Below are 25361 nucleotides of genomic sequence, written 5' to 3' on the forward strand. Positions count from 1 at the left end.
AGGTAACGGGGCGGGGACGCGCGTCCCCGCCCCCGTTTCATGAAACGCCTGATGGTCTGGACGCTGTTGTTCGCGGGCCTCGCCCTTGCGGGAGCTCCCATCGAGATACGGTTTGCCGCCGGGGGGCCCGATCCGCCCCGGCTGCACGTGCCCACCGACCAACCCTATACCCTGGTCCTGCTCAATCAAACGAACGTGCCGGCCCGGCTGTTCTTCGACCAGGAGGCGGAGCTGAGTTCTCCAGAACGGGCCTTCGCCGCCCGCTTTATGGACAAGGGCCCGCTCGTGGTGCCGGCTGCGGGGCGGCTCGAGCTGGAGTACTGGCCCACCCGGACGGGAATCCTGCACTTGCGGGTTGCGGAGGGACCCGCCCGGTTCCTGCTCGAGCTGATCCTCGAGCCTCCCGAGTACTACGAGGGGCCTTCAGGGTGCAGCTGACCCCGCTTCGGCGGCTTCGACGAACGACCCCCCGCTGCGGCGGGGGGTCGTTGCGGAGATCGATTCCTCAGGCCTCGACGGGGTGGGTGGTCTCGAAGACCAGACCGCGCTCGCCCACCTTGACGAGGACGGTGTCGCCTTCGCGCACGTTGCCCGCGAGGATCTCCTTGGCCAGCGGGGTCTCCAGCTCCTTCTGGATGACCCGTTTGAGCGGCCGGGCGCCGAAGACCGGGTCGTAGCCGCGCTCGCCGAGCCAGCGCTTCGCCTCGTCGGTGAGCTCGAGGGTGATCCGCCGCTCCGCCAGGCGCTGCTTGAGTCCGGCCACCTGGATCTCGACGATCTCGATGATCTGCTCACGCGTGAGCGGCTTGAAGACGATGATGTCGTCCAGGCGGTTGAGGAACTCGGGCCGGAAGTGTTCCTGGAGGACGGCGAAGACCCGCTCCTGGATGCGCTCGTAGGGCAGGCCCTCCTTGATGCCGTCGAGGATCAGGTGGCTGCCCATGTTCGAGGTCATGATGATGACGGTGTTGCGGAAGTCCACCACCCGGCCGTGGCTGTCGGTGAGGCGGCCGTCGTCGAGGATCTGCAGCAGGATGTTGAAGACGTCGGGGTGGGCCTTCTCGATCTCGTCGAAGAGGATGACGCTGTAGGGCTTGCGCCGCACCGCCTCGGTGAGCTGACCGCCTTCCTCGTAGCCGACGTAGCCCGGAGGCGCGCCGATCAGCCGGGCGACCGAGTGCTTCTCCATGTACTCGGTCATGTCGATCCGGATCATCGCCTCCTCGGTGTCGAAGAGGGTTTCGGCCAGGGTCTTGGCCAGCTCGGTCTTGCCCACGCCGGTGGGGCCGAGGAACATGAACGAGCCGATGGGCCGGTTCGGGTCCTTCAGGCCGGCGCGGGCGCGGCGGATGGCGTCGGCCACCGACTGGATGGCCTCGTCCTGGCCCACCACGCGCTTGTGCAGCTCGTCCTCGAGGCGCAACAGCTTCTCGCGCTCGCCCTCGAGCAGCTTGGCCACCGGGATGCCGGTCCAGCGGCTGACCACCTCGGCGATGTCCTCTTCGGTCACCTCGAGGCGGACGTACTTGGCGTCCTTCAGCTTCTCGGAGAGCCGGTTGACCTCCTCTTCCAGCTTGGGCAGCACCCCGTACTGCAGCTCGGCGGCCTTGTTGAGGTCGTAGTTGCGTTGGGCCAGCTCGATCTGGGTGCGCAGTTCGTCGAGCTCCTTCTGCTTCTCGCGCAGCTCGTTCAGGATCTCGACCTCGGCCTGCCACTCGGCCTTCATGGCCTCGATCTTCTCGGTCAGTTCGGCGATCTCCTTCTCGATCTCCTCGAGCCGCGCCTTGGAGTCGGGATCGGTCTCTTTCTTGAGCGCTTCACGCTCAATTTCCAGCTGCAGCTTCTTGCGCTCGAGCTGGTCGATCTCCTCGGGCTGGCTCTCCAGCTGCATCCGCAGCCGCGCCGCCGCCTCGTCGATCAGGTCGATGGCCTTGTCGGGCAGGCGCCGGTCGGAGATGTAGCGGTGGCTGAGGGTCGCCGCCGCCACGATCGCCGGGTCGGAGATGCGCACGCCGTGGTGGACCTCGTACTTCTCCTTGATGCCGCGGAGGATGCTGATCGTGTCCTCCACCGAGGGCTCGTCCACCAGCACCGGCTGGAAGCGGCGCTCGAGGGCGGCGTCCTTCTCGATCTCGCGGTACTCGTCGAGCGTCGTCGCCCCGATCAGGCGCAGCTCGCCGCGGGCCAGCGCCGGCTTGAGCATGTTGCCGGCGTCCACCGCGCCCTCGGCCTTGCCGGCGCCGACGATGGTGTGCAGCTCGTCGATGAAGAGGATGATCCGGCCCTCGCTGGCCGTCGCTTCGGCGATGACCGCCTTGAGGCGTTCCTCGAACTCGCCGCGGTACTTGGCGCCGGCGAGCAGCGAGCCCATCTGCAGGGCGATGATGCGTTTTTCCTTGAGCCCTTCGGGCACGTCGCCGCTGACGATCCGCTGGGCCAAACCCTCCACGATCGCCGTCTTGCCCACGCCCGGTTCACCGATGAGCACCGGGTTGTTCTTGGTGCGCCGCAGCAAGATCTGGATCGTGCGGCGGATCTCTTCGTCGCGTCCGATGACCGGGTCCAGCTTGCCCTGTTCGGCCAGCTCGGTCAGGTCGATGCCGTACTGCGCCAGGGCCTCGAACGTGCCCTCGCCATGTTCGCTTTCCACGGTTCTTCCTCCCCTTACCTCGTCGATGATCTTCTTCAGTTCGTCCGCCGGCGGCAGGCCGGGGAAGTTTTCCTCGGCGACGGCCAGCAGCAGGATGTCGAGGGCGACGAACTTGTCGCCCTGGGCTTCGGCCAGCTGCTCGGCGCGCTTCAGCACGCGGTCGAGCCGCTGCGAAAGGTACTGCCCGCCCTCGGCGCCCTGCACCTTGGGCAGGCCCGCCAGCTCTTTGTTGGCGGCCTCAACGGCTTCCTTGGGGTCGCGTCCGGCGCGCTCGAGCAGCCGGGACGGCAGGCCGGACGGGTCGCGGAACAAGACCACGACCATATGGGGCAGGTCGATCTGCTGATGCCCCAGTTCACGCGCCAGCACCTGGGCCTGCGCCAGAGCTTCGCGGGATTGTGCGGTCCATTTCTCCAGGTTCATGACTTCCTCCTATGACCGTACATAAGCATAACACTTGATATAGGTAATATCAAGTATTTTGGGCATACCTTTCGGCCATGGTGCGGGGACCAGGAAAACCCCCTCGTGCGAGGGGGCTACCTGGCGAACCGCCCAGGGTACGAAGCTGCGACCGGTCCGCACCGGCGTAGGCTGTCCGGGCTGTCTGAGCCGACGGCCCCCGGGTTACGAAACGAAGCGACCGTGCCCGGCGGGTGTCCAACGGCCCGGCCGCAAGCCGCTCACCGGGCCAGTCCGTTGTAGAGCTCCACCAGTACGTGGGCGCCGCTGCCGGCTTCCTGGTGCCAGCTGATTAGCGGCAGGTCGTGGCCGTCCACGGCCAGGGAAGCCCGCCGCCAGGTGTCGGCGTTGCCCAACGAAAAGGCTTTCCCGCCGACCGTGTCCCAGCTGGTTTCGACGTCGTTCCAGCGCATCACCCAGCCGCCTTGGCCGCTTGCCAGATCCTGATAAAGGACCAGCAGCGGTACGCCCTGCGCATCCGTTGCCAGGGCCAGCGGCCTGGTGGTTGCGCCGGCTTCGGTGGTTATGGCGCCGCCAAGCGCGTCCCACTGCCCGGCGACGGCGTTCCAGCGGTCCACGTGGGTGCCGCTGTCCCAGTTGCTGGCAAGGTAGAGCTCGTCGCCGGGGCCGAGGGCGAGTTTGTACCGCGATGAGTCAGGGGCGGTGTCTTGGTGGTTGACGGCCGCACCAAGCTGCTGCCAGCTGGCCCCGTCCCAGCGGTTGACCGCCACCCCACCGGCCACGGGCTTGGCGTAGTAAACCGCACCGCTGGAATCCACGACGACCGGAGAGGCTTGTGAGGAAGCCCCCTGCGAGTAGGCGGCGCCAAGCGGGTCCCAGCTGGTGTTGGTGTCGTTCCAGACGGCCAGCTGGATGTGGTATTGGCCGCTTACCTGGTTCCACCAGATCACGGCTACGGTGCCGTCGGCTCCGGTCGCCACGCCGATGTCCTGTGCACCGGCGGCCTCGGCGATCGTGCCGCCGAGCTGCTGCCAGCTGCCGCTGCTGTGCTGCGCATCGTCCCAGACCCAGCGCTTGACGGTCATGCCGTCGTTGCCGTTGGTGTAAGCCACCAGCGGCCGGTCGGCTCCGTCCAGCGTCATGGCGGCGTAGTTGAAGTTGCTGCTGGTGGGGGCGCCGTCCACCGGGCCTGTTCCCAGAAGCTCCCAGCTCTCTGCTAGCGCGTTCCAGCGTTTAGTGAAGACGTTGATGCCGCCGTAGTTGTTGGGCTCGGTGAACGTCACCACAACGGAGCCGTCGGTGCCCGCGGCGATCATGGGGTGCTGGGAGTACTTGCTCGCAACCTCGTCCAGCTGGTTGCCTATCGCGGCCCACTCGGCGGCGGTGTCGAAGCCAAAGCCGGCGGCGGCGCTGGGGTTGCCCGCCGCGTCCTTGACGCCGCTCACAGCCACGTCCAGGCGGGTGGGGAGGCTGGCTGGAGCGCTTTGTAGTGCGAGCCGGACTTCCGTCTGCTCGGCGTTGAACGAGGCGGTGTAGCCAAGGCTGGTCGCGCCGTCGCGGACCGCCACTGTCGCCGGCGTGACGGAGGCCGGGTCCACGGCCTCGCTGAAGACCAGCACGATCTCATCGGCCAGCAGGACCCCGGTCGCGCCGTCGGAAGGCACGTGGCTTTGCAGTTCGGGTGCGGTCACGTCAGCGCTTTCGAAACCAAACGAGGTGGCCGCCAGCAGGTTTCCGGCGAGGTCGCTGACGTTCTGCAGTTCTACCGTCACCGGCGCCGGGCTGGCGGCGGGGAAGGAAGTAAGCGTAAGCGTAAGCGTCTTCTTGTCGGAGCTGAGGGTGTACGCGTAGTTCAGGCTGGCGCCGCCGCTACTGAGTTTGACGCTGGCGGAGGTTACGCTGTCAGGAGCGATGGCCTCGTTGAAGGTCAGAAGGAGGGGGGCGTGCAGGTCCACCCCGGTGGCCCCGTCGGCCGGAGTGTGGCTCACCAGCCGGGGCGGGGTGGTGTCGGCGGGGGGCGGGGGTGAGCCGCAGGCCGCCAGAAGGGCGGGGAAGAGCGCCAAAATCCAAACGTAGAAATGTCTGGGAACCGTGGTCATACCGCTCCTTTCGGCCGACAATCGGTGGAAGCTGATTCTCGACGCAGGTTTGTCAAATTGTAACAGAAGCCCTATTGTGTGACCGGTTCATCCCGCGGATCGGCCTGTGGCCTGTGGAGGAGGCCGGCGACCGCATCCGGGATGATCCGAGGCGGAGGCCGGGCTGCCCGGCTTCGGCGGCCAGCCTGCCCGCTGCAATGACCCCCCCTACGAGCACCGCAGACGCGCGGCACCGGTCCTTTCGTACCTACACAACGTGTCGGCAAGCAACCCGGCGTTCAGGGAACCCCGCACCGGTTCGGTACCCTGCCTCTTCGCGCCGGCGCAACACGTTACCTGAGGGTTGCGGTGTCAAATCGCCTGTGCGATCGTCGACGTCTTTTTCCGGAAATGTGCTTGGGTTCACGTATAATGAGAGACTTAACGTTTGTTTAACGCCGATGTTAACGGTAAATGTTCTTGTATTCTGAGAAGTTCTTGCATAGGATGAGGATGCAATGAATAACGAGAGGGGGGAGGTGGTGAGACTGAGGTAGCGGCAGTACAGGTCCTAGGCATACCGTCTGCGATCCGTATACGACTTCAAGCTATTTTCATCGGCAGCACCCATCATTTTCGGCCTATTGGAGGTACACATGCAAAAGCAAGCAAGGTTGTGGTTGTGGGTATTGGGATTGGTGTTCGTGCTCGCGGCGTGCTCGCAGCCGCAGGGCAACAACGGCACGAATCCGAACGTGCCCCCGCCGCCTCAGACCGCCGTGTTGAAGATCGCCGTTGACGGCGTTTCCGCGGCGGACGTTGTTTTGGCCAAGGGGCAGGAAGTGCTCTTCCAGGGCACCGTTGCGGGCGAAAAGACGCTCGAGCTCGGTCCCGGGACCTACACCCTGGACGGCATGCCCATTAGCGGCATGATCGACCCCTCGCCGATGCTCGTCGTGCTCGACGGGGGCTCCCAGGTCACCGCCAAGCTCGAGTACAAGCCGGTAGCGGTCGAAGGCGAACCCGGCATCGCGCGCTCGCTGCAGGTGGTTTCGGTCACCGACGTGATGGGCGTGGATCTGCCCGGCTTGCCGGAGCGGAACATCAACAAGGACGTGATGATCTACGCCTCGCAGACCGAGGAACCCGTCTGCGTGACCCTGCAGGCGCTCGACGAGAACGGTGATCCGGCCGCCTACGTGCCCGTCGTGGTCAACATCGCCGACGGCACCTGGATGGACGACCGCATCGCCATCATCCGCGGCTGCGCCGCCGAGGGCGACTACGCGGCCATGGGCTTCCGCGACGGCCTGATGACCGACGCGCAGGGCATGGTCAAGTTCACCCTGTACGCGACCTTCGGCAGCGAAGCGTACGACTGGGACTACGGCATCGCCAAGATCACCGCGGCCGCCGAGAACTCCGACGACACCAACGTGCTCGAGGAGTTCAAGTTCTACTTCTACAACATCGCGCACCTCTGGGCCGGCTTCGACGGCGACAAGCCGATTCCCACCGATCAGCGCGTCGGCGCGAGCTTCGAGCGGGTCAACATCTTCGATCCCTATCCGCCCGAATGGGAAGACTTCCCCAACACCTTCTGGATCGACACCGCCGTCTTCTCCAAGCAGCCGCAGTTCCGCATCGACGGCCGGTTCTGGAAGGACTTCTACGGCGGTAACTTCTACGTCCGCTACGAGATCGTCGACGGGGCCGAAAACGTTCACTTCGTAGGCTGTGATGATGTGATCTCGCCCACGGTCTGCAACGACTTCGACACCAACATCGGCCTGCAGCCGAACGACGACATCGGCCTCGAGGACCTGCCCATCAGCGCGACCGTGAAGGCCACGCTGGTCATCGTGCAGCCCTACGGGCAGACCCTCTACGAGTTCGATCTCAAGGACTACACGGTCACCAAGACCTGGATCGGCAGCTACCTCAAGATCGACAAGCAGATCGACCACCACGTCCTGACCTGGTACGGCCCCGAGCACACGCTCGACCCGGCCAACGCGGTGCCCGCGAACTCGGTCTTCACCGCCACGGTGACCCTGACCGCGACCAACGAGGGCAACGCCCCGGTCTACGACGTGAGCATCGCCGACCAGCTGCCCGCCGAGCTGGGCGTGATCGAATCCACGCTCAACCCCGCAGGCGGCACCTACGACGCCACCAACCACGTGGTGACCTGGAACTACCAGACCGCCGGCGCCTTCGAGCCGAAGTTCAAGCAGCTCGACCCCGGCGAGTCGATCACGGTCACCTTCCAGATCTACGTGCGTCAGAAGCCCGGCTTCTGCGTGGATCCTGAGGATCTCGCGGCCGCCGAGTTCTACGCCGTGCCCTTCATGTTCGGCTACGACGACGACGGCGAGTACTGCTACGAAGACCCGTACTTCGTGGTGAACGGCGCGCAGCAGCGCGACGTGACCGCCAGCTGGTTCACCGGCGCCCCCGAAGCCGAGGGTGGCTTCCAGGCCGTCGTGGACTTCAACGGCTGGTACAACGAAGAACAGGCCATCGTCTGGGCCGTCCGTCCGGTCTTCGACATCGACAAGACCCTCACGAACGCCCAGGATCTGCCGTTCCAGATCGGCATGGACGCCTTCTTCGACATCACCCTCTACAACCTCGACCGGCCCGAGTACGCCTCGCTGATGGCGAAGTACCCGGCCGAGTTCGACGGCAGCTCGCGCGACAACCCCTACGGGCGTGACGTGGTGGTCGGCGACGGCTTCCTGATCGGCCTCGACTTCAACACCACCAACCCGATCACCCTCGTGGACGACGACGGCGTGAACCCCGACCAGACCTTCGCTCCCAACGCGGCGCCGGGCGACTTCCTCGGCTTCGCGGACAAGAGCATGTTCTGGGCGACGATTCCGCTGATGGGCGGCGGTGACGTGGCCAGCACCTCGCTGGTGCTCGACAACAACCTGTCGGGTATCCACGTCAACGTTGCCGGGGCGACCGCGGCCAACATGAACCAGTTCACCAACAACTGCCGCCTGCCGTACGAAGGCGTGGACGCCGCGGCCATCGGCATGCCGTCCATTCCGGTGCGGCCCAACCTGGTGTTCGACTGTGACTGGGTCTTCGTGATCGAGCCCACCGACCCCTGGGTCGAGCTGAACAACATCGGCAACTACGAAGGATACCTCTTCAACAGCCAGGTTCAGCGCGGCGACGACTTCGTCTACCTCTACCAGATCCAGAACACCGGCGACGGTACCGCTGAGGGCGTTTCGCTGGTCATCAACCTCGACAACGCCAACGCCACGATCACCGGCGGCCTCAGCAGCCACACCACGGTGGCCGGCTTCAACGCCTCGAGCCTGAGCTTCACCCCCTTCGACCTGGCTCCGGGTGACACCGCCTTCTTCGTGGTCCTCGCGCACGCCAACGCCGTAGGCAACAACTCGGCGACGGCGACCGTGGACTACGCCAACCCCGACACGCAGGCTCCGCTGATGCCCTACAGCGTCGTGGAGACCGTGTCCATCCAGCCTCCCTTCTAGCCCTCTCGGGCCCCCGGACCGCCGTGCGGTCCGGGGGCCGCTCTCTTTTTTCTGAACTATGAAACGAACCCTCCATCTTGCCCTTCTCGCTGCGGTCGTGCTGTTGCTGACGGCTTGCGGTACGACGCGCCGCGCCGCCATCACCTCGCTGGTCGTGACCGTGCCCAACGCCACCGTCAAGATCGAGGGCGTGGAAAAAATATTGTCGATCCAGTATCAAATCAACGGCCGCGGGGCCGGGGCCCTGAACGGCCCGCTCGCGGCCGGAACCTACACCCTGCCCCTGGAAGGGCTCATGTGCTACGGCTCGAACCTGCTCAAGGTCTCGGCTCAGGTCGTCAGCAGCGGAGGGGTCCAGCTGACCCTGGAACGCAGCGCCACCTTCGACTACACCCCGGACCCTCCGCAGCTCGTGCTCGCGAGTCCAGTGGCCGCCGAGCCCGATCGGTACATCTCGGTACCCGTCCGCATCGACAGCGGCGTACGTTTTGGGTGTCCGGCGGCCCTCGAGTTTCGTGACCCGTCCGGGGCCCTCGTGGCCCGGGAGCCGCTGATGGTGCCCGGCCAGACGAGCGTGGTGCTGCCGCCGCAGTCGGCCGAAGGCACCTACGGCTACACCCTCGAGGCCTCCCTGGGCGACTGGCGGGTGCGCCGCCCCTTCGAGGTCGAGGTCGGCCTTCCGGTCGTCAAGGGGCAGCTCGAGCTCGTCCTCGAGGGCGTGGCCGCAGCCGACGTGCTGGTGAACCAGGGCGCGCAAACGATCTTCAGCGGCACCGTGAACGGCAGCACGGTCCTCGAGCTTCCCGTGGGCACCTACACCGTCGACGGCCTGCCCCTGGACGGCTACGTCGATCCCCCGGCGACCGACGTGGAGGTGCTCGAGGGCCAGACGACGCGGGTGACCCTGACCTACACCCAGGGCACCCCGCCCCCGCCCGACGGCGGCATCACCCTGGTGGAGCCCGCCGACGGCGCGGTGATCACCGAACCCCGCTTCAACGTGGTCGTGGACCTGGCCGATCCCGGGCAGTACGTGCGCATGGACGTGCAGTTCCTCGACAAGGGCATCCTCGATTCCTGGTACGTGGACGGAAACAGCCACTTCGTGCGCGAGTTGATCCTCGACCCCACGCTTTACAACGGGCCGCACGACCTGCTCGTGCGCGCCATGAAGCTCGACGGCACGTGGGTGAACGGACCCACCCACGCGGTCACCCTCAACGTCCCCTGGAACGCTTCGGCCTACGTCGAGTACCAGAACCTGCCGGCGCTGGTGCGGCTGGTGCCGGGCGACAGCACGAGCTTCAGCGCCACCGTGCGGTCGCGCAACGGCTTCGAGGGCATCGCGTTGCTCAGCGGCGATCAGAACGGCAACGCGGTGGTCTCGGTGAGCCCCTCCCAGATGACGCTCGCCAGCGGAGGCAGTCAGAGCGTCACCGTTACGGTGCAGGTGCCCGCGGATGCGGTTTCCGGGGAGTACGCCCCGCGCCTTTACTGGCAGGACGAGTACGGCCTGCGCCGGGGCTCGACGAGCTTCACCCTGCAGACCTCGCGGCCGCCCCAGGTCGGCCTGGACGTACCGGCCAAGCCCACCGCCGCCCCCGTGACCGTGACCGCGAACGTGACCGACGACGGCACCCTCGACCGGGTGGAGTTCTACCTCGACGGCAACCTGGTGGCCACCGACACCGAGGCCCCCTACACCTGGAGCTGGGATCCGGGGCTGCAGGCCAACGGCGTGCACACGGTGCGCGCGCTGGCCGTCGACACCCTGGCGTTCTCGGGTGAGGCACAGGCCAGTTTCGACCTGAGCCTGCCCTTCGGCGTGCGCGACGAGGTCGCGCTCCCCGGCGTGCCCACGGCGGGTCCGGTGGTGCTAGGCAGCGGAGTCTACTGGGGCGGCGACGGCTGGGTCGCCCGGGTGGACAGCGACACGCTGGCGCTCGCCCAGCGGGCCGTCTCGGGGCAGGTGCTGGAGCTGTGGAACGATCAGGGCATCCTCTACTTCCGCACCACCCAGGGGGTGTACTACATCGGCGCCGACCTTACGGGCCTGGTCCCCGTTTGGGAACCGGGCACCCCCGTCGGCGTTCGTGCGGGATCCGCCTACTTCGCCTCCGGCAGCGTCCTCCGCGCCGCGGGCACGGGCCCCTGGTCGCTGGACGTGGGGGAATCGATCGTCGGTCTGGCCACGGACAGCAACTACGTCTACGTCGTCACGCCCACCCGCATCCTGGCCTACGCCCACAGCGCGGCCGCGGCGCCGGTGACCTACGAACGCCTCGAGGTCGCCCCCGCGGACGCCACGGGCGGCTGGGGCCGGCTCTGGCTGGTGGCGGGGACGCGGCTCGTCGGACGCGACTTCACGCTCAACCCGGTGCAGGACCCCGCTTCGCTGGACGCCGCCAGCTGGTCGGCCAGCGGGGTGACGATCACCGCCGACGCGCTCGCGGCGCCCGACGGCAGCACCACCGCCGAGCAGGTCACGGCCGGCGTGGAGGGTTACGCGCTGGGGCAGACCGTCGACGTCAAGGAAGGGGAGACCTACACCTTCAGCTTCTGGGCCTATCCGGGGGCCGGGAGCGAGGCCTACTACGCCGTCAGCGACGGGTCCGGCAACCCCATCGTGCCCGAGACCGACTACGCCGCCGCGCTTACGGCGGGCAGCTGGTCGCGCGTGGCGGTGACCTTCACCGTGCCCGCGGGCGTCGGCCAGATCGTCCTCTACCCCTTGAAACGCGAGGCCAGCGGCTCCGATCCGCCCCTCGCCGCCGACGTGGACCTCTACCTCTGGGGCGTGCGCCTCGACGGGGGCAACGCCGCCCTCGACCCCGCCCCGACGGTGACCTACGACCTTTGCGGCGCCTACGCCGGCCGCAGCCGCACCAGCGCGGTCTGGATCCACGACGCGGGCGGCTGCCTGACCCGCCTCGACGACACCGGGCCGGTCCTGTTCCACACCTTTGCCGGGCCGCTGGCGGCCGCTCCGGTGACCGACGGGCCCGTCTTCGCCACCGAGGCCGCGGGCGGGCTCGTGGCGCTCGACGCCGCGGGGGCGGTGCTCGAGCGCCAGACCCCGGTGACCGCGGCCGCCCCGGTGGGCGCCTTGGCCGACGCGGTCTGGCTCTGGCAGGCCTACGACGACGGCGTGGCCCGCCGCATGGACCCCCTGCCCTGAGCCCTGCTAGCGTGGGGTGGGGAGGCGGGCGTGAACCTCGTGCTCGTAGGGCCCACCGACCGAGGCAAGTCCACCCTTGCTCGGGCGCTGGCCGCGCGCGCGGCCCGGCGTTTCGGACGCGCGCACCTGCTCGACCTGGACGTGGGGCAGGGCAGCCTCCCGGGTACGGTGACGCTCTTCCGCTGGGACCGCACCGGCGTACGCCCGTGGCGGCGGCTGCTCGTGGGCCGGGTGCAGCCGCTCGGCGCCGAGGCCTGGTTGCTGGCGGCGTCCGCGCGGCTGGCGCGTACGGCCGGGGAGGTCTGGGTCGCCGACACCGACGGCTGGGTCACGGGGGCGCAGGCCCGCCGTTTCCGCTACCAGCAGGTCGAGGTTCTGGGGGCGGCGCAGGTGGGCGTCCTGGACGACGCGGCCCTGTACGAAGCGTTCGCCTGGCGCCGTGACCTGGAGGTGCGGGCCCTTCCCGTGCCGCCGGGGGTGCGCGCCAAGGCGGCCGCCGAGCGCCGGCGGCTGCGCAGCCTGCGCTTGCTGCGGCACCTGCAGGGGGCGGAGCCGCGCGAACTGGAGCTTCCGCCCGCCCGACCCGGTTACTTCTACGCCCTGCTGGACGAGGAGGGCTGGTTCCTGGGGTACGGGGCGCGCACCCGCGACGGCCGCCTGCTCACCCCGGTTCGCGCAGGGGCGGTGCGGGTGGTGCCGACCTGGGTCCCCGTGCCTATCGCGGGGCTTTGGTAGCTTGGGGGCATGGAAAGCGAAGCCCGCACCCTCGAGATGGTCTTTCCCGAACACACCAACCCGCTGGGCAACGCCTTCGGCGGCTTCGTGCTGGGGCTGATGGACAAGGTGGGGTCGTACGCGGCCGCGCGCCGCGCCAAGAAGCCGGTCGTCACCGTGGCCGTGGGGCGCGTGGAGTTCGAGGTGCCCATCCGCGCCGGCGACCTGCTCGAGGTGGTGGCCCGGGTGGCGCGGGTGGGCCGCACCTCGCTGACCGTCCAGGTGGACGTCTTCAAGGAGCGCTTCGGGGGCGGCGAGGCGACCCGGGTGCTGGCGACCCGTGGTGAGCTCGTCTACGTGGCCATCAACGAGGAAGGCCAGCCTACGCCGGTGGACGGCTGAGCCCCGGCGGCGGGGACGAGGCGCCGTCGGCCGAGGGGGCGCGGTTACCCGTAGAGCGCGCTCACCGGCTTGTTCAGGTAGCGCCCCTTCGTCAGCTGCCACCACAGCAGCCTGGGTTTCCACAGCGGCAGCCGGGTCACGTAGCCCGCGCGTTCCCGGGTGAGCCGGTCCAGCACTTCGAGCGGCAGGGTCTCGAGCACGCGTTCATACTCGCCCCGGCCCTCCAGCCAGGCCTCGGCCTGCTCGTGCAGCGCGAGCAGCTCGTCCAGCGACCGGCCGGGGAAGGCCTGCACGTAGTGGTTCGGCGGCTGCGGCAGGAAGAACTCGGCGGGCAGGTCGGTGGTGTTGACCATCACCTCCCGTCCGTCCGTGGGGTTGCGGTAGAGGGTGATGAAGTGGTGGAAGGTCCGGCCCTGGACGAACTGCGCGACCAGCATGCGCCGGTGCGCGCGATCCAGCCAGGCGCCCATGTCTTCCCATAGCTTTTCCTCGTCGGAGGCGCCGACCAGCTCAGGGTAGGCCAGCACCCGCGTGAGGCCCGCGGCCTGGTAGCCGCGGCTGCGGGCCAAGGCGTCCACGGCGGCGTGAGCGGGCGCGAAGGCCCCGGTGGGCGCGGGCAGGTCGCGGCGCAGCGCCGTGCCCTCGCGCAGGTGTTCGATGGCCCGGGCCGTCGTGTTCGTCACGAACCAAAGCAAGCCGACGAGCACGACCGCGCCGATGAGGTAGTAGAGCATGAGTACAGGATACCCGAGCGTTGCGGCGTCCGGGTGAACCGGCTTCGCCCGCGACCGGGCCGCGCAAACGGCGCTATACTGGAGGCGTCACCGGGGGTGCCCCACCGGGCTGAGAGACACCCTTGGAACCTGAACCGGGTAATGCCGGCGTAGGGAAGGTGACGGGCCAAGGCCCCATCCTTCCCCTCCCGCGTGACAAGGAGGGGTTTTTATGTGGAAGAAACTGCTGGTCCTCGTTCCCCTGGTCTTCGGTCTGGCGCTGGCGGAGACGCTCACGGTGCTGACGCACTCGAGCTTCGCGCTCTCCAAGGACGTCATCGCCAGCTTCGAGCAACAGACCGGCATCAAGCTGCGCTTCATCGAGGGCGGCGACGCCGGCGAGACGCTCAACAAGGCGATTCTCAGCAAGGGCGCGCCGATCGCCGACGTCATCTACGGCATCGACAACACCTTCCTCTCGCGCGCGCTCGAGGCGGGGATCCTGGAGCGCTACTCGACGCCCCAGATCGGCGCGGTCCAGAGCCGTTTCCTGCTCGACCCCACGCTGACGGCGCTGCCGGTGGACTACGGCTACGTGGCCCTCAACTACGACAAGGAATACTTCAAGGACCGGCCGCTGCCCGGGAGCTGGGAGGACCTGGCCAAACCCGAGTACGCCAAGCTGCTGGTCGTCGAAAACCCGGCCACCAGCTCGCCGGGGCTGGCCTTCCTGCTGGCCACGGTCGCCTCGCTGGGCGAGGACGGCTACCTGAAGTTCTGGGAGGCGCTGCGCGACGGCGGCGTCAAGGTGGCCCCGGGCTGGAGCGAGGCCTACTTCGCCCACTTCACCCGCTACGGCGGCGACCGCCCGCTGGTGGTCAGCTACACCACCAGCCCGGCGGCCGAGGTCTACTTCTCGGAAGGGGCCTACCGCGAGCCGCCCACCGGCAACCTGCTCTGGCCGGGGGCGAGCTTCTTGCAGGTCGAGTTCGTGGGCATCCTCAAGGGAACCAAACACCGCGCCGCCGCCGAGAAGTTCGTCGACTGGCTGCTCTCGAAGCCGGTGCAGGAGGACATTCCGCTCAACATGTGGGTCTGGCCGGTGCGGCGCGACGCGGCCCTCCCGGACGTCTTCAAGTTCGCCGAGCGGCCGCTCGAGCCGGCCGAGCTGAGCCCCGACGCCATCGCCAAGAACCGCGAGCGCTGGATTGGCGAGTGGGAAGCGGTCGTCGTCCGCGGCCAGAGCGCGGAAGAGGTGATGAGAAACAGGAGGTAGGAGGTGGGGTGTAGGAGGTGGGTAGTGCTGGCGAGCAGCGGCGGGGTTGAGTTCCCGTCCGCGCCGGTTCGGATTTTGGCCGTTCCCTTTGCTTTTCCCACCTCCCACACCCTCCCCCCCACATCCTTCTTCTTATGATCTCCCGCCCCGCCACCCTCTTCGTCCTGGCCTTTCTGGCCGTGGCGCTCTTCTGGCCGTTGGGGCTGGTCGTCGGCCGCGGGATCGAGTACGGCCTGAGCGCGGTGCTGGCCGACCCCTACCTGCGCGGCCGGCTCGGCTGGAGCCTGGCCTTCGGGGCGGGCTCGAGCCTGCTCGTCGCCCTCTTCGCCGTGCCGCTGGTCTACCTGCTGCGCTACCGCTTCCCCGGTCGCGACGCGCTGGTGGCGCTCTCCATGGTTCCCTTCGTACTGCCGACGCTGGTGGTGGCCACCGGCCTCTTGGCCTGGGCGGGGCCGCGGGGGCTTTTGGGCCTCGACCTGAGCGAGACGCCCTGGATCCTCTTCTGGGGCAGCCTGCTCTACAACCTGGGGATGACGTTGCGGCTGGTGCTGGGCGTTCTGGGCGGCAGCGGGCGGCTGGTGGAGGCGGCCCGCACGCTGGGGGCCGGCTCCTGGCGCAGCTTCTGGCGGGTCGAGCTGCCGCTGGCCGCCGGGGCGCTGGCCGCCGGGGCGGGGCTGACCTTCGTCTACAGCTTTTCGAGCTTCGGCCTGCCGCTCATTTTGGGCGGGCCGCGCTACGCGACGCTGGAGGTGGAGATCTACCGCGCCCTCTTGCAGCGGCTGGCCTTCGGCGAGGCGGCGGCGCTGATTCTGCTGCAGACCGCGGTGCTGGCGCTCGTCAGCCTGGGCTACCTCTACGCCCAGCGGCGGCTGGCGGTGCGCGCCGCCGCCCCGGCCCCGCCGCCGCGGCTCGGCGGGGCGGGCGGCTGGGCGGCCTTCGCGCTGGTGGCCGGCTTTTTCGCGCTGCTCTACGCGCCGCTGTGGGCGCTGGTGCTGAGGAGCTTCTGGGGGCCCGAAGGGTTCACCCTGGCCGGCTGGGCGGCGCTCGCCCGGCCGCAGGCCAGCTACTTTGCCCCCACCGCCGCTCATGCTATTTACAACACCCTGCGCTTTACCCTGCTGGCGCTCCTCGTCGCCGCGCCGCTGGGTTTCGCCTACGCCTACGGCGTCTGGAAGGGAGCCCGGACGCTCGACCTGCTGGGCTTCCTGCCGCTTTTGGTCAGCCCGGTCAGCCTGGCGGTCGGCTACCTGCTGGCCTACCCGGGCCTCAGGGCCTCGCTGGTGCTCCTCGTCATGGCCTACGCCCTGATCGCCTACCCGCTCTTCGCCCGCACCGTGCTGGCGGCCATGCGCCGGCTGCCGCCGGGTCTGGCGGAGGCGGCGCGCACGCTGGGGGCCGGGCCCTGGCGGGTGCTGGGGCGGGTGGAGCTGCCGCTCTTGCGCCCGGCGCTGGGCGCGGCGGCGGCGCTGGCGGCAGCGGTGACCATCGGCGAGTTCGGGGCGACGCTGGTGCTGGCGCGGCCCGAATGGGCCACCCTGACGGTGGCCATCTACGAGCGGCTGGGCAAGCCGGGTATCGTGAACTACCAGGAAGCGATGGCGCTTTCGGTGGTGCTGGGGCTCTTGGCCGGTGGGGTCTTCTGGGGCCTGGGTCGCGGCGGGGAGGTGGGCTAGGTGCTGGCGTGGCGGGGGGTGGTGGTGCGCTATCCGGGCTTCGAGCTCGCGCTCGACCTGGAGGTGGCCCGGGGCGAGGCGCTGGCCCTCCTGGGCCCCAGCGGCTCGGGCAAGTCGAGCGCGCTGCGGGTGGCCGCGGGGCTGGAGCGGCCGAGCGCCGGCCGGGTCTTCCTTGGCGGGCGCGACGTGACCGACCTGCCGCCGGAGCGGCGCGGGGTGGGCTTCGTTTTCCAGGAATACGCCCTCTTTCCTCACCTGACGGTCGAGAGGAACGTGGCCTTCGGCCTCGAAGAGCGCGGCTGGGATCGGGCGCGCATCCGCCGGCGGGTGGGCGAGCTGCTGGCCAGGATGGGCCTCGAGGCCCACGCCCGCAAGAAGCCGGAGCAGCTTTCCGGCGGCGAGCGGCAGCGGGTGGCGCTGGCGCGGGCGCTGGCGCCGGAGCCCGAAGTTTTGCTGCTCGACGAGCCGTTGGGGGCGCTCGATCTCAGGCTGCGCGAGCGCCTCTTGCTCGAGCTGCGCCGGGTGCTCGCTGGCGAGGAGGTGACCGCGGTCTTCGTGACCCACGACCAGACCGAAGCCTTTGTTCTCTCGCAGCGGGTGGCCATCGTCAAAAGCGGCCGGCTGGTGCAGCAGGGCGCGCCCGAGGCGGTCTTCGAGCAGCCGGCCGACGTCTGGACGGCGCGGTTCTTGGGCCACAAGAACGTGCTGACGCCCGAGGAGGCCGCGGCCCTGGGCCTGCCCGGCGGGCCGCTGGTGCTGCTGCCCGGGGCGCTGCGCCCGGGCGCGGGCGAGATCGAGGCCCGCGCGGCCGAGCGGCTCTTCTACGGGCCGCGGGTGGGCGTCTGGCTGGAGGCGCGCGGGGTGCGGCTCTACTGGGAAGGCCCGGCGGCCGAGGCGCCGGCCGAGGGCGCCAGCCTGCGCATCGCGATCGACCCGGAGCGGGCGGTGGAGGTGCGGCCGTGAAGTTTGCCCCCGACGTTTTGATTTTGCTCGGCGGGCCGCTCGAGGCCACGCCCGAGCTGGTCGAAGCGGCCGGCAAGGCGCGGCTGGTCATCGCCGCCGACGGCGGGGTGCGCCACGCCGGGGCGCTGGGGGTGGAGCCGGCGCTCTGGGTGGGCGACTTCGACTCGGTGAACCTGGAAGACCTGACCCGCTGGGCCCACCTGCCGCGGATGGAGTACCCGCGAGACAAGGACGCCACCGACGCCGAGCTGGCGGCCCAGGCGGCGCTAAAAGCCGGGCCAAAGAGCCTGCTCTTCGCCGGCGGCCTGGGCGGCGAGCTGGACCACGAGCTGGGCAACCTGATGCTGGCCGTGGCCTTGGCCCGCCGTGGCGTGCGCACCGCGCTTTCCAGCGGCCCCACCTGGGCCTTTGCGCTGGTGCCGCCGGGGCTCGAGCTGGACCTGGAGCCGGGCACGCCCTTTAGCGTGGTGCCGCTTTCCGACTTGCAGGGACTGACCCTCCGCGGCGGACGCTGGGAGTTGGAAGACGCCGAGCTGCCACTGGGCAGCGGGCACGGCTTGCGCAACCTGGCCGAAGGCGGTGTGGGCGTCGAGCTTGCGGGCGGTCACGGCCTCCTCGTCGTTGACGCGGCGGGCAAGGCTTCCTAGAATACGAACAAGATGATCCTTTAGGCGCCTCCTTTTTCGTTGGCGCGCCCCTGGTGGGCGCGAGGTTCGGACTGTTCGTTCACGGACACGAAAAGGAGGCGCAATGCTTTCCCGTTTTCAAAGCATGGCTTTTGCGCTGGGTTTCGTCCTGCGCGCTGCCCCAACGCTGGCGTTGGGGTTTTGGGGACTGCTCGTCCTGCGGGCGCTGGTGCCCGCGGCGGTTGTGCTGGCGGTGGGGCGGCTGGCCGCGGCGGCCGCGACTGGCGACGGCGCGGCGCTCGCCCGCTGGGGCGGCGTCTGGCTGGGAGCGCTGCTCGCCGAGTGGCTTTTGGGTCCGCTTGCGGGCATGGTGGAGGGCAACCTCAACGAGCGGCTCACCGCCCGGGTCAACCGGGCGCTGATGGAGAAGATGAACGCCTTCGAGGGGCTCGAGCCCTTCGAAAACGCGGAGTTCTACGAGCGGGTCGAGCGACTGCGGCGCGAGGCCAGCTACGCGCCGATGAACCTTTCCATCTTCCTGGGCCAGGTGCTGCTCGCGGGCCTGACGGCGCTGCCGCTGCTGGCGCTGGTGGCCCGCTGGGGCTGGGTCTACCCGCCGGCGTTGTTGCTCTCGACGCTGCCCTACGCCCTCGCCGGGGTGCGGCTGCAGCGGCTCGTCTGGGAGACGGTCGTCGGCACCAGCCCCGAGGCGCGGCGCATGGACTACGCCACCGGGGTGGCGCTCAGCCCCGAGCTGGCGGCGGAAACGCGGCTGTTCGCCAGCGGCGGCTTCTGGACGCGCTTTTATGAGCGCAACTTTCGCGTGTTGCACGCGCGCGGCCGCGCGGTGCGGCGGCGCGAGGTGGCGGTGTCCGGCGTCTACTTCCTGCCCAGCGCCCTGGGGCTGGGGTGGACGTTCTGGAGCGTGCTGAAGGGCGGCGTGGGGGTGGGTGGCGTGGTCGAGGTGACCGCGGCGCTGCAGCGGCTGCAGGCCGAGCTGGTGCTGCTGGTAGACGCGCTGGGCATGCTCGAGCGCTCGCTTTACTACATGGACGAGCTGCGGGCCTTTCTGGAAACCAAACCGCGCATCGCCGGCGGCCGGCTTCGTCTGGAGCCCGGGCCGCCCGAGGTGGTCTTCGAAGACGTTTCCTTTAGCTACCCCGACGGGCGGGCGGCGCTCGAGCAAGTCTCGCTCAGGCTCGAGCCCGGCGTCCTGTCGGCGTTGGTGGGCGAGAACGGCGCCGGCAAGACCACGCTGGTCAAGCTGCTTTTGCGCTACTACGACCCCAGCGAGGGGCGGATTCTGGTGGACGGGGTGGACCTGCGCGAGCTCGACCTGGCCGCCTGGCGGCGGCGGGTCTCGGCCGTCTTCCAGAGCTTCGGGCGCTACGCGCTCAGCCTCGCGGAAAACGTCCGCATCGCCGACCTCGATTCGCAAGCGCCCATCGAACCGGCGCTGGCGCAGGCGGGCGCGGCGGCGCTGGCGCGCAGGCTGCCGGCAGGCCCGGCCACCCCGCTCGGCAAGGCCTTTGGCGGCACCGAGCTTTCGGGCGGCGAGTGGCAGAAGGTGGCGCTGGCGCGGGCCTTTTTCCGCAAGGCCGACCTGCTTATCTTCGACGAGCCCACCGCCGCCCTCGACCCGCGCAGCGAGGCGGCGCTCTTTTCCCGCTTCGCCGAGCTGGCCCGGGGGCGCACGGCGCTGTTGGTGAGCCACCGCCTGGCCTCGGTACGCAGCGCCGGGCGCATCTTCGTCTTCAAAACGGGCCGGTTGGTCGAGTCGGGCGGCCACGACGAGCTGCTGGCTGGGGGCGGCGAGTACGCCGAGCTGTGGCGGTTGCAGAGCGCGCGCTACGCCTAGAATGAAGGCATGGACGCCAAGGGCTGGGTGCTGACCGCGGTCGAGAAGCTGGGCTGGGCGGGGGAGCGCGAGATCGTCCGCTGGCTCGACGAGGCGGGGGAGGAGCTTTCGCGGCTGGAGCTCGAGCGGGCGCTCGCGACCCTGCTGGCCGAGGGCAAGCTCGAGCAGAAGGGCGAGCTCTACCGCCGCGCCACCCCGGGCGGCGCGAAGCGTGCCTTCGACGCCCTCTTCGAGGAGTAGCCGTGCCCGACCTCACCCCCCACGCCCTGCGGGTGCTGCGCGCGCGCTACTTCCTGCGCGACGCCGAGGGCCGGCCCGTCGAGGACGCCGCGGCCCTCTTCCGCCGGGTCGCGCGCGCCGTCGCCGCGGCCGAGCTCGACTACGGCAGCCGCAAGGACGCCGAAGCCTGGGCCGAGCGCTTCGAAGCCGCCATGGCGGGGCTGGACTTCCTGCCCAACTCGCCCACGCTGATGAACGCGGGCACCCCGCTGGGCCAGCTCTCGGCCTGCTTTGTGCTGCCGATCGACGACGCCGTCGACGCGATCTTCCAGACCCTGCACGAAACGGCCCTGGTGCACCAGTCCGGAGGCGGCACCGGCTTCAACTTCTCGGCCGTTCGCCCCGAGGGCGACCGCGTCACCCGCACCGGCGGCCGCGCCTCGGGCCCGCTCTCGTTCCTGCGGGTCTTCGACCGCGCCACCGAGGAGATGCGCCAGGGGGGCAAGCGCCGCGGCGCCAACATGGGCATCCTCGACGCCGACCACCCCGACGTCGAGGCCTTCGTGGGCGCCAAGCGCCGCCCGGGGGTCCTGCGCAACTTCAACCTTTCGGTGGGGGCGGAGGACGCCTTCCTCGAGGCGGTCGAGGCGGACGCGGACTGGGCACTCGTCAACCCACGGGACCGCCGCGAGGTGCGGCGGGTGTCGGCGCGGGCGCTCTTCCGCCGCATCGCCGAGGCCGCCTGGGCCGGGGGCGACCCCCGGGATGGTCTTCCTCTCCACGATCAACCGGCACAACCCTCTGCCCGGCCTGGGGCCGATCCGCGCCACCAACCCCTGCGGCGAGGTGCCGCTTCTGCCCTACGAGAGCTGCAACCTGGGTTCGCTGAACCTGGCCCGCCGGGTGCGCGGGGGCGAGGTCGACTGGGCGGGGCTGCGCGAGCTCGTGCACCTGGCCGTGCGCTTTCTCGACGACGTGATCCGCGTCAACCGCTATCCGGCCACCCCCTTCGCGCTCATGGCCGAGCGGAACCGCAAGATCGGGCTCGGGGTGATGGGCTGGGCGGAGATGCTGATCCGGCTCGGCCTTCCCTACGACTCAGAGGCCGCCCGCCGCCTCGCCGGCGAGGTCGCCGCCTTCCTCCGCGCCGAGGCCGAGGCCGCCAGCGCGGTGTTGGCGCGCGAGCGCGGCGCCTTCCCCAACCTGCCCTACGCGCGCGATCCCGAGCGGCCGCGGCGCCACGCCACCCTGCTCTCGATCGCCCCCACCGGGACGATCAGCATCATCGCCGGCACCACCCCCTCGATCGAGCCCCTCTTCGCGGTCGCCTACACCCGCGAGGGGGTCCTTGGGGGCGAGGCGCTGCCCGAGGTGAACCCGCTCTTCGTGCGGATGATGGAGGAGCACGGCGCCGACTGGCGGCGGGTGGTGCGCGAGGCGGCCGCGACCGGGACGCTCGAAGGGGTGCCGGGGGTGCCCGAGGAGGTACGGCGGGTCTTCCGTTCGGCGCTCGAGGTGCGCCCCGAGGACCACCTGAAGATGCAGGCGGCCTGGCAGGCCCACGTGGACAACGCGGTTTCCAAGACGATCAACCTGCGGCCCGAGGCCACGCCCGAGGAGGTCGAGCGGATCTACCTGGAGGCCTGGCGGCTCGGCCTCAAGGGGATAACCGTCTTTCGCTACGGTTCGAAGGGGGAGCAGGTGCTCGAGCTGGGTTTCCACCCCCGGGGCCTGAAGAAGCCCGAGCCCCTGCAGACCTGGGCCGAAGAGGCCGGAAAGGAGGGGTGATGTCGGTCCTCATGGAGTTCGCCGTATTCCCCACCGACAAGGGCGAGAGCGTGAGCGCCTACGTGGCGCGGGTGCTGCGGGTGGTGCGCCAGAGCGGCCACCCCCACCAGCTGACCGCGATGGGCACGATCGTCGAGACCGAGACGATGGCCGAGGCGACCGAGCTCTTGAACCGGGCCTACGCGGTGCTGGCGGAAGACTGCAACCGCGTCTACGCCACCGCCAAGTTCGACGTGCGCGCCGGCCCCATGGGCCGGCTAGAGGCCAAGGTGAAGTCGGTGGAAGAAAAGGTGCGTGGTGCGTAGTTCCTGATATCGGGTAAAGCACCACGTACTACGCACCACGTACCACGCACTTTTTATCTTGAATAATTCGGCGCTTCCTTGGTCACGGTCACGTCGTGCGGGTGGCTTTCGATCAGGCCGGCCATCGTGATCTGCACAAAGCGGGCCTTGGTGCGCAGCGCCTCGATGTCGGGGCTGCCGGTGTAGCCCATGGCCGCGCGCAGCCCCCCGACGATCTGGTAGAGCACGTCGCCCACCGGGCCCTTGTAGGGCACCATGCCTTCGATGCCCTCGGGGACCAGCTTCTTGGCTTCGGTCTGGAAGTAGCGGTCCGAAGATCCCCGCTTCATCGCCCCCAGCGAGCCCATGCCGCGGTAGATCTTGTAGCGCCGCCCGTCCTTGATGATCTCCTCGCCCGGGGCCTCGTAGGTGCCCGCGAGCATGCTCCCCAGCATCACCGTATGCGCGCCCGCGGCCAGCGCCTTGGCCACGTCGCCGGTCTGCTTGACGCCGCCGTCGGCGATCACCGGCACGTCCGTCCCCGCCAGTGCGGCCACGGCCTCCATCACCGCGGTGATCTGCGGCACCCCCACCCCGGTCACCACCCGGGTGGTGCAGATGGAGCCGGGGCCGATGCCCACCTTGACCGCGTCGGCGCCGGCCTCGGCGAGCGCCCGCGCCCCCTCGCCGGTGGCGATGTTGCCGGCGATGAGCTGCACCCGCTCGCCGTAGGTTGCCTTCAAGTACCTAAGCGCGTCCAGGATCCCCTTGGAATGGCCGTGGGCGCTGTCGAGCACGAGCACGTCCACCTCGGCCTCCACCAGCAGGCCGGCGCGCTCGGCCAGGTCGGCGCCGGTACCCACCGCGGCGGCGACGAGGAGCCGGCCGTGGGCGTCCTTGGCGGCGCGCGGGAACTGACGCCGTTTGACCAGGTCCTTGAGGGTGAGCAGGCCGCGCAGCTTGCCGGAGTCGTCCACGAGGGGCAGCTTCTCGATCTTGTGCTTGCGCAGCACCGCCTCGGCCTCGTCGAGGGTCATGCCCGGCGGCCCCGTGATGAGCCGCTCGCGCGGGGTCATCACCTCGGAGACGGGTTTGGAAAGGTCGGTTTCGAAGCGGATGTCGCGGTTGGTGACCAGGCCCAGCAGCTGGCCGTGGAAGTCCACCACGGGCAGGCCGCCGATCTTGTACTCGCCCATGAGCCGGTCGGCGTCTTCCAGGGTGGCGTTGGGTGGCAGGGTGATGGGGTCGGTGATCATCCCCGCCTCGCTGCGCTTGACGCGGCGCACGTGGTCGGCCTGGGTCCGGGGGTCGAGGTTCTTGTGGATCACCCCGATCCCGCCCTCGCGGGCCATGGCGATGGCCATCTTGGCCTCGGTGACCGTGTCCATGGCGGCGGAGAGCAGGGGCAGGTTGAGCGCGAGCGCGCGGGTGAGGCGCGTGCGGGTGTCCACCTCGGCGGGCAGCACCTCCGAGTAGCCGGGCAGCAGCAGCACGTCGTCGAAGGTGAGGCCGGTTCCCGTAATCTTCTGGGTGAAGTCGAGCATCTTCCCCCGATTATAGAGGGACGGCGGACCCCGGCGAACCCTCTACTTCAGCTCTTTGGGCGGCGGGGGGCGGAACTCGCGCATCAGCCAGGGCTGGAAGAGGATGTAGGCCCCGGCGTAGACGATGAGCTGGGCCCACCAGCTCTTCAGCACCGCCAGCCCCGAGGCGATGCCCACGCTCATCAGGATCAGCAGGGCCGAAAAGAGCAGGAAGGTCTTGAGGAAGAGGCGCAGCATCTTGCCCAGGGTGGGCTTCCTGGCTTCTTCGAGCTGACGCTGGTAGAGCTTCTTCAGCTTCTTCTTCTTTCCCACGCGGCTCAGCATACTTCACGCGCGGTAGGCTGGGGGCATGCGCGAGGTCTGGCAGGGCCTGGTGGCCTTCGAGCACCGGGGGACGGGTACGCGGCTCGAGCGCGAGGCTGCGGAGTGGCTGGCCGCCTACCTGGAAGCCCATGGGTTCGCCCCCGAGGTGCAGCGCTTCCGCGCGCCCGCGAGCTGGGGGCCCGAGGTGCTGGCGGTCTCGCTGGCGCTGGGCCTTGGGGGGCTGCTCGGCTGGGTTTGGCTGGCGGCGCTGGGCTTCTACGGTTTCTGGGCCTACTTTTCCGGCTGGCCGCGGCCCTGGCAGGCGCTCTTCGCCCGGGCCACCTCGCAGAACGTCCTCGCCGAAGCGGGCGAGGGGCCGCGCACGCTGGTGCTGATGGCCCACTACGACACCGCCAAGACCTACTGGACCTACGACCCCAAGCGGGTGCGGGGCTTCCGCGCCACCTTTCTGCTCAACGCCGTGCTGGCGGCGCTCGCCGTTCCCGCCGCGCGGTGGGGCGGGCCGGCCGGGGCGGCGCTGGGGGTCTACTTCCTGGCGCAGGCGGGCCTGCTCGCCTGGCGCGAGCGGACCGCGCCGTACGTGAACGGCGCCAACGACAACGCCAGCGGCGTGGCCGTGGCCGTCCGGCTCTTTTTGGACCTGGCGCGGCGCCCGCCCGCGGGCTGGCGGGTGCTGCTGGCGCTCACCGGCGCCGAGGAAACCGGGGCGGCGGGCGCCGAGCGGCTGCTGCGCTCGGGCCGGGTGCCGCCGGACGCCCTGGTGCTCAACGTGGACAATGTGGGCGCGGGCGAGCTCCACTACGCCACCGGCGAGGGGATGCTCGCCTACTACCCCTACCGGGGGCCGTTGCTCGAGGCCGCGCGCGGCCTCGAGGGGGCGCGGCCGGTCGCCTACCGGCTCGCCTACTTCGACACCCTGCCCTTCGCCCGCCGGCGGCGCACCGTGCTCACGCTGATCCGGCTCGAAGGCGGGGTGCCGCCCAACTGGCACTGGCCCAGCGACGTTCCCGCGGGGGTGCGCTGGGACCGGGTCGAGGAGACCCACGCCTACGCGGCGCGGCTTTTGGGCCGCCTGCTCCCCCTCAAAAAGGGGTAGTTACGGCAGCGGTGTGCGGGTAGGGTGAGGA

The 25361-nt window shown here is 69.6% G+C and carries 19 protein-coding genes, 1 pseudogene and 1 riboswitch; of the genes and pseudogenes, 15 read left to right on the plus strand and 5 right to left on the minus strand.

Going from position 1 to position 25361, the window contains the following annotated elements:
* The first annotated feature begins 39 nt into the window (after nt 1–39).
* The gene (locus OCEPR_RS02140; protein ID WP_148229252.1) at nt 40–438 is read left to right on the plus strand and encodes a cupredoxin domain-containing protein; all 399 of its coding nucleotides are present in this window, start codon (nt 40–42) and stop codon (nt 436–438) included.
* Nucleotides 439–505: 67 nt separating this feature from the next.
* On the opposite strand, the gene clpB is transcribed toward OCEPR_RS02140, so the two are convergent.
* Complete coding sequence (gene clpB, locus OCEPR_RS02145) at nt 506–3073, minus strand: ATP-dependent chaperone ClpB (RefSeq protein ID WP_013457063.1); 2568 nt, start codon at nt 3071–3073, stop codon at nt 506–508.
* Between the two features lie 260 nt (nt 3074–3333).
* Nucleotides 3334–5172, minus strand: a complete 1839-nt coding sequence (locus OCEPR_RS02150; RefSeq protein WP_013457064.1) for an Ig-like domain-containing domain — start codon at nt 5170–5172, stop codon at nt 3334–3336.
* Between the two features lie 635 nt (nt 5173–5807).
* Here OCEPR_RS02150 and OCEPR_RS02155 point away from each other — a divergent pair.
* The 4 genes from OCEPR_RS02155 to OCEPR_RS02170 are packed head-to-tail and all read left to right on the plus strand — an operon-like array spanning nt 5808 to nt 12966.
* On the plus strand, nt 5808–8672 hold the full coding sequence (locus tag OCEPR_RS02155) for a DUF11 domain-containing protein (protein ID WP_013457065.1): 2865 nt from the start codon (nt 5808–5810) through the stop codon (nt 8670–8672).
* A 58-nt stretch (nt 8673–8730) separates the two neighbouring features.
* Nucleotides 8731–11850, plus strand: coding sequence for a phage head spike fiber domain-containing protein (locus OCEPR_RS02160; RefSeq protein ID WP_013457066.1), 3120 nt, complete (start codon nt 8731–8733; stop codon nt 11848–11850).
* Nucleotides 11851–11880: 30 nt separating this feature from the next.
* A complete protein-coding gene (locus OCEPR_RS02165; RefSeq protein WP_013457067.1) occupies nt 11881–12585 on the plus strand; it encodes a Clp1/GlmU family protein in 705 nt (234 codons plus the stop codon).
* A gap of 9 nt (nt 12586–12594) precedes the next feature.
* Complete coding sequence (locus OCEPR_RS02170) at nt 12595–12966, plus strand: acyl-CoA thioesterase (RefSeq protein ID WP_013457068.1); 372 nt, start codon at nt 12595–12597, stop codon at nt 12964–12966.
* Nucleotides 12967–13010: 44 nt separating this feature from the next.
* On the opposite strand, the gene OCEPR_RS02175 is transcribed toward OCEPR_RS02170, so the two are convergent.
* Nucleotides 13011–13700: a hypothetical protein gene (locus OCEPR_RS02175; protein ID WP_013457069.1), complete on the minus strand. Its 690-nt coding sequence runs from the start codon at nt 13698–13700 to the stop codon at nt 13011–13013.
* 82 nt (nt 13701–13782) lie between these two features.
* Nucleotides 13783–13874, plus strand: a riboswitch (TPP riboswitch).
* Between the two features lie 37 nt (nt 13875–13911).
* On the opposite strand from OCEPR_RS02175, the gene OCEPR_RS02180 reads away from it, so the two are divergent.
* The 9 genes and pseudogenes from OCEPR_RS02180 to OCEPR_RS02215 all read left to right on the plus strand — a co-directional run bounded on the left by OCEPR_RS02180 (nt 13912) and on the right by OCEPR_RS02215 (nt 22387).
* Nucleotides 13912–14955, plus strand: coding sequence for a thiamine ABC transporter substrate-binding protein (locus tag OCEPR_RS02180; RefSeq protein WP_013457070.1), 1044 nt, complete (start codon nt 13912–13914; stop codon nt 14953–14955).
* 134 nt (nt 14956–15089) lie between these two features.
* Entirely contained in the window at nt 15090–16628 is a 1539-nt protein-coding gene (locus tag OCEPR_RS02185; protein ID WP_013457071.1) for an ABC transporter permease, read from the plus strand.
* Nucleotides 16629–17591: an ABC transporter ATP-binding protein gene (locus tag OCEPR_RS13205; protein WP_013457072.1), complete on the plus strand. Its 963-nt coding sequence runs from the start codon at nt 16629–16631 to the stop codon at nt 17589–17591.
* Nucleotides 17588–18238: a thiamine diphosphokinase gene (locus OCEPR_RS02195; protein WP_013457073.1), complete on the plus strand. Its 651-nt coding sequence runs from the start codon at nt 17588–17590 to the stop codon at nt 18236–18238. The genes OCEPR_RS13205 and OCEPR_RS02195 overlap by 4 nt, the downstream gene beginning before the upstream one ends.
* 124 nt (nt 18239–18362) lie before the next feature.
* Nucleotides 18363–20075: an ABC transporter ATP-binding protein gene (locus OCEPR_RS02200; RefSeq protein WP_245544468.1), complete on the plus strand. Its 1713-nt coding sequence runs from the start codon at nt 18363–18365 to the stop codon at nt 20073–20075.
* Nucleotides 20076–20084: 9 nt separating this feature from the next.
* Nucleotides 20085–20315 (plus strand): hypothetical protein, encoded by a 231-nt coding sequence (locus tag OCEPR_RS02205; protein ID WP_013457075.1) that lies wholly within the window; start codon nt 20085–20087, stop codon nt 20313–20315.
* A gap of 32 nt (nt 20316–20347) precedes the next feature.
* Nucleotides 20348–20986, plus strand: a pseudogene (locus tag OCEPR_RS13210) (ribonucleotide reductase N-terminal alpha domain-containing protein); the annotation flags it as partial.
* Nucleotides 20987–21059: 73 nt separating this feature from the next.
* Nucleotides 21060–22082, plus strand: coding sequence for a vitamin B12-dependent ribonucleotide reductase (locus tag OCEPR_RS13110; protein WP_222829121.1), 1023 nt, complete (start codon nt 21060–21062; stop codon nt 22080–22082).
* Nucleotides 22082–22387: an MTH1187 family thiamine-binding protein gene (locus tag OCEPR_RS02215; RefSeq protein WP_013457076.1), complete on the plus strand. Its 306-nt coding sequence runs from the start codon at nt 22082–22084 to the stop codon at nt 22385–22387. Before OCEPR_RS13110 ends, OCEPR_RS02215 begins: the two co-directional genes overlap by 1 nt.
* Before the next feature lie 53 nt (nt 22388–22440).
* Here OCEPR_RS02215 and guaB read toward each other — a convergent pair whose 3' ends face one another.
* Complete coding sequence (guaB, locus tag OCEPR_RS02220) at nt 22441–23910, minus strand: IMP dehydrogenase (RefSeq protein WP_013457077.1); 1470 nt, start codon at nt 23908–23910, stop codon at nt 22441–22443.
* Nucleotides 23911–23952: 42 nt separating this feature from the next.
* The gene (locus OCEPR_RS02225) at nt 23953–24222 is read right to left on the minus strand and encodes a hypothetical protein (protein WP_147147014.1); all 270 of its coding nucleotides are present in this window, start codon (nt 24220–24222) and stop codon (nt 23953–23955) included.
* Between the two features lie 37 nt (nt 24223–24259).
* Between OCEPR_RS02225 and OCEPR_RS02230 the strand changes: the two genes are divergently transcribed.
* Nucleotides 24260–25330, plus strand: coding sequence for a M28 family peptidase (locus tag OCEPR_RS02230; RefSeq protein WP_013457079.1), 1071 nt, complete (start codon nt 24260–24262; stop codon nt 25328–25330).
* Nucleotides 25331–25361 lie beyond the last annotated feature (31 nt).

The organism is Oceanithermus profundus DSM 14977 (assembly GCF_000183745.1).
Taxonomy (GTDB): Bacteria; Deinococcota; Deinococci; order Deinococcales; family Marinithermaceae; genus Oceanithermus; species Oceanithermus profundus.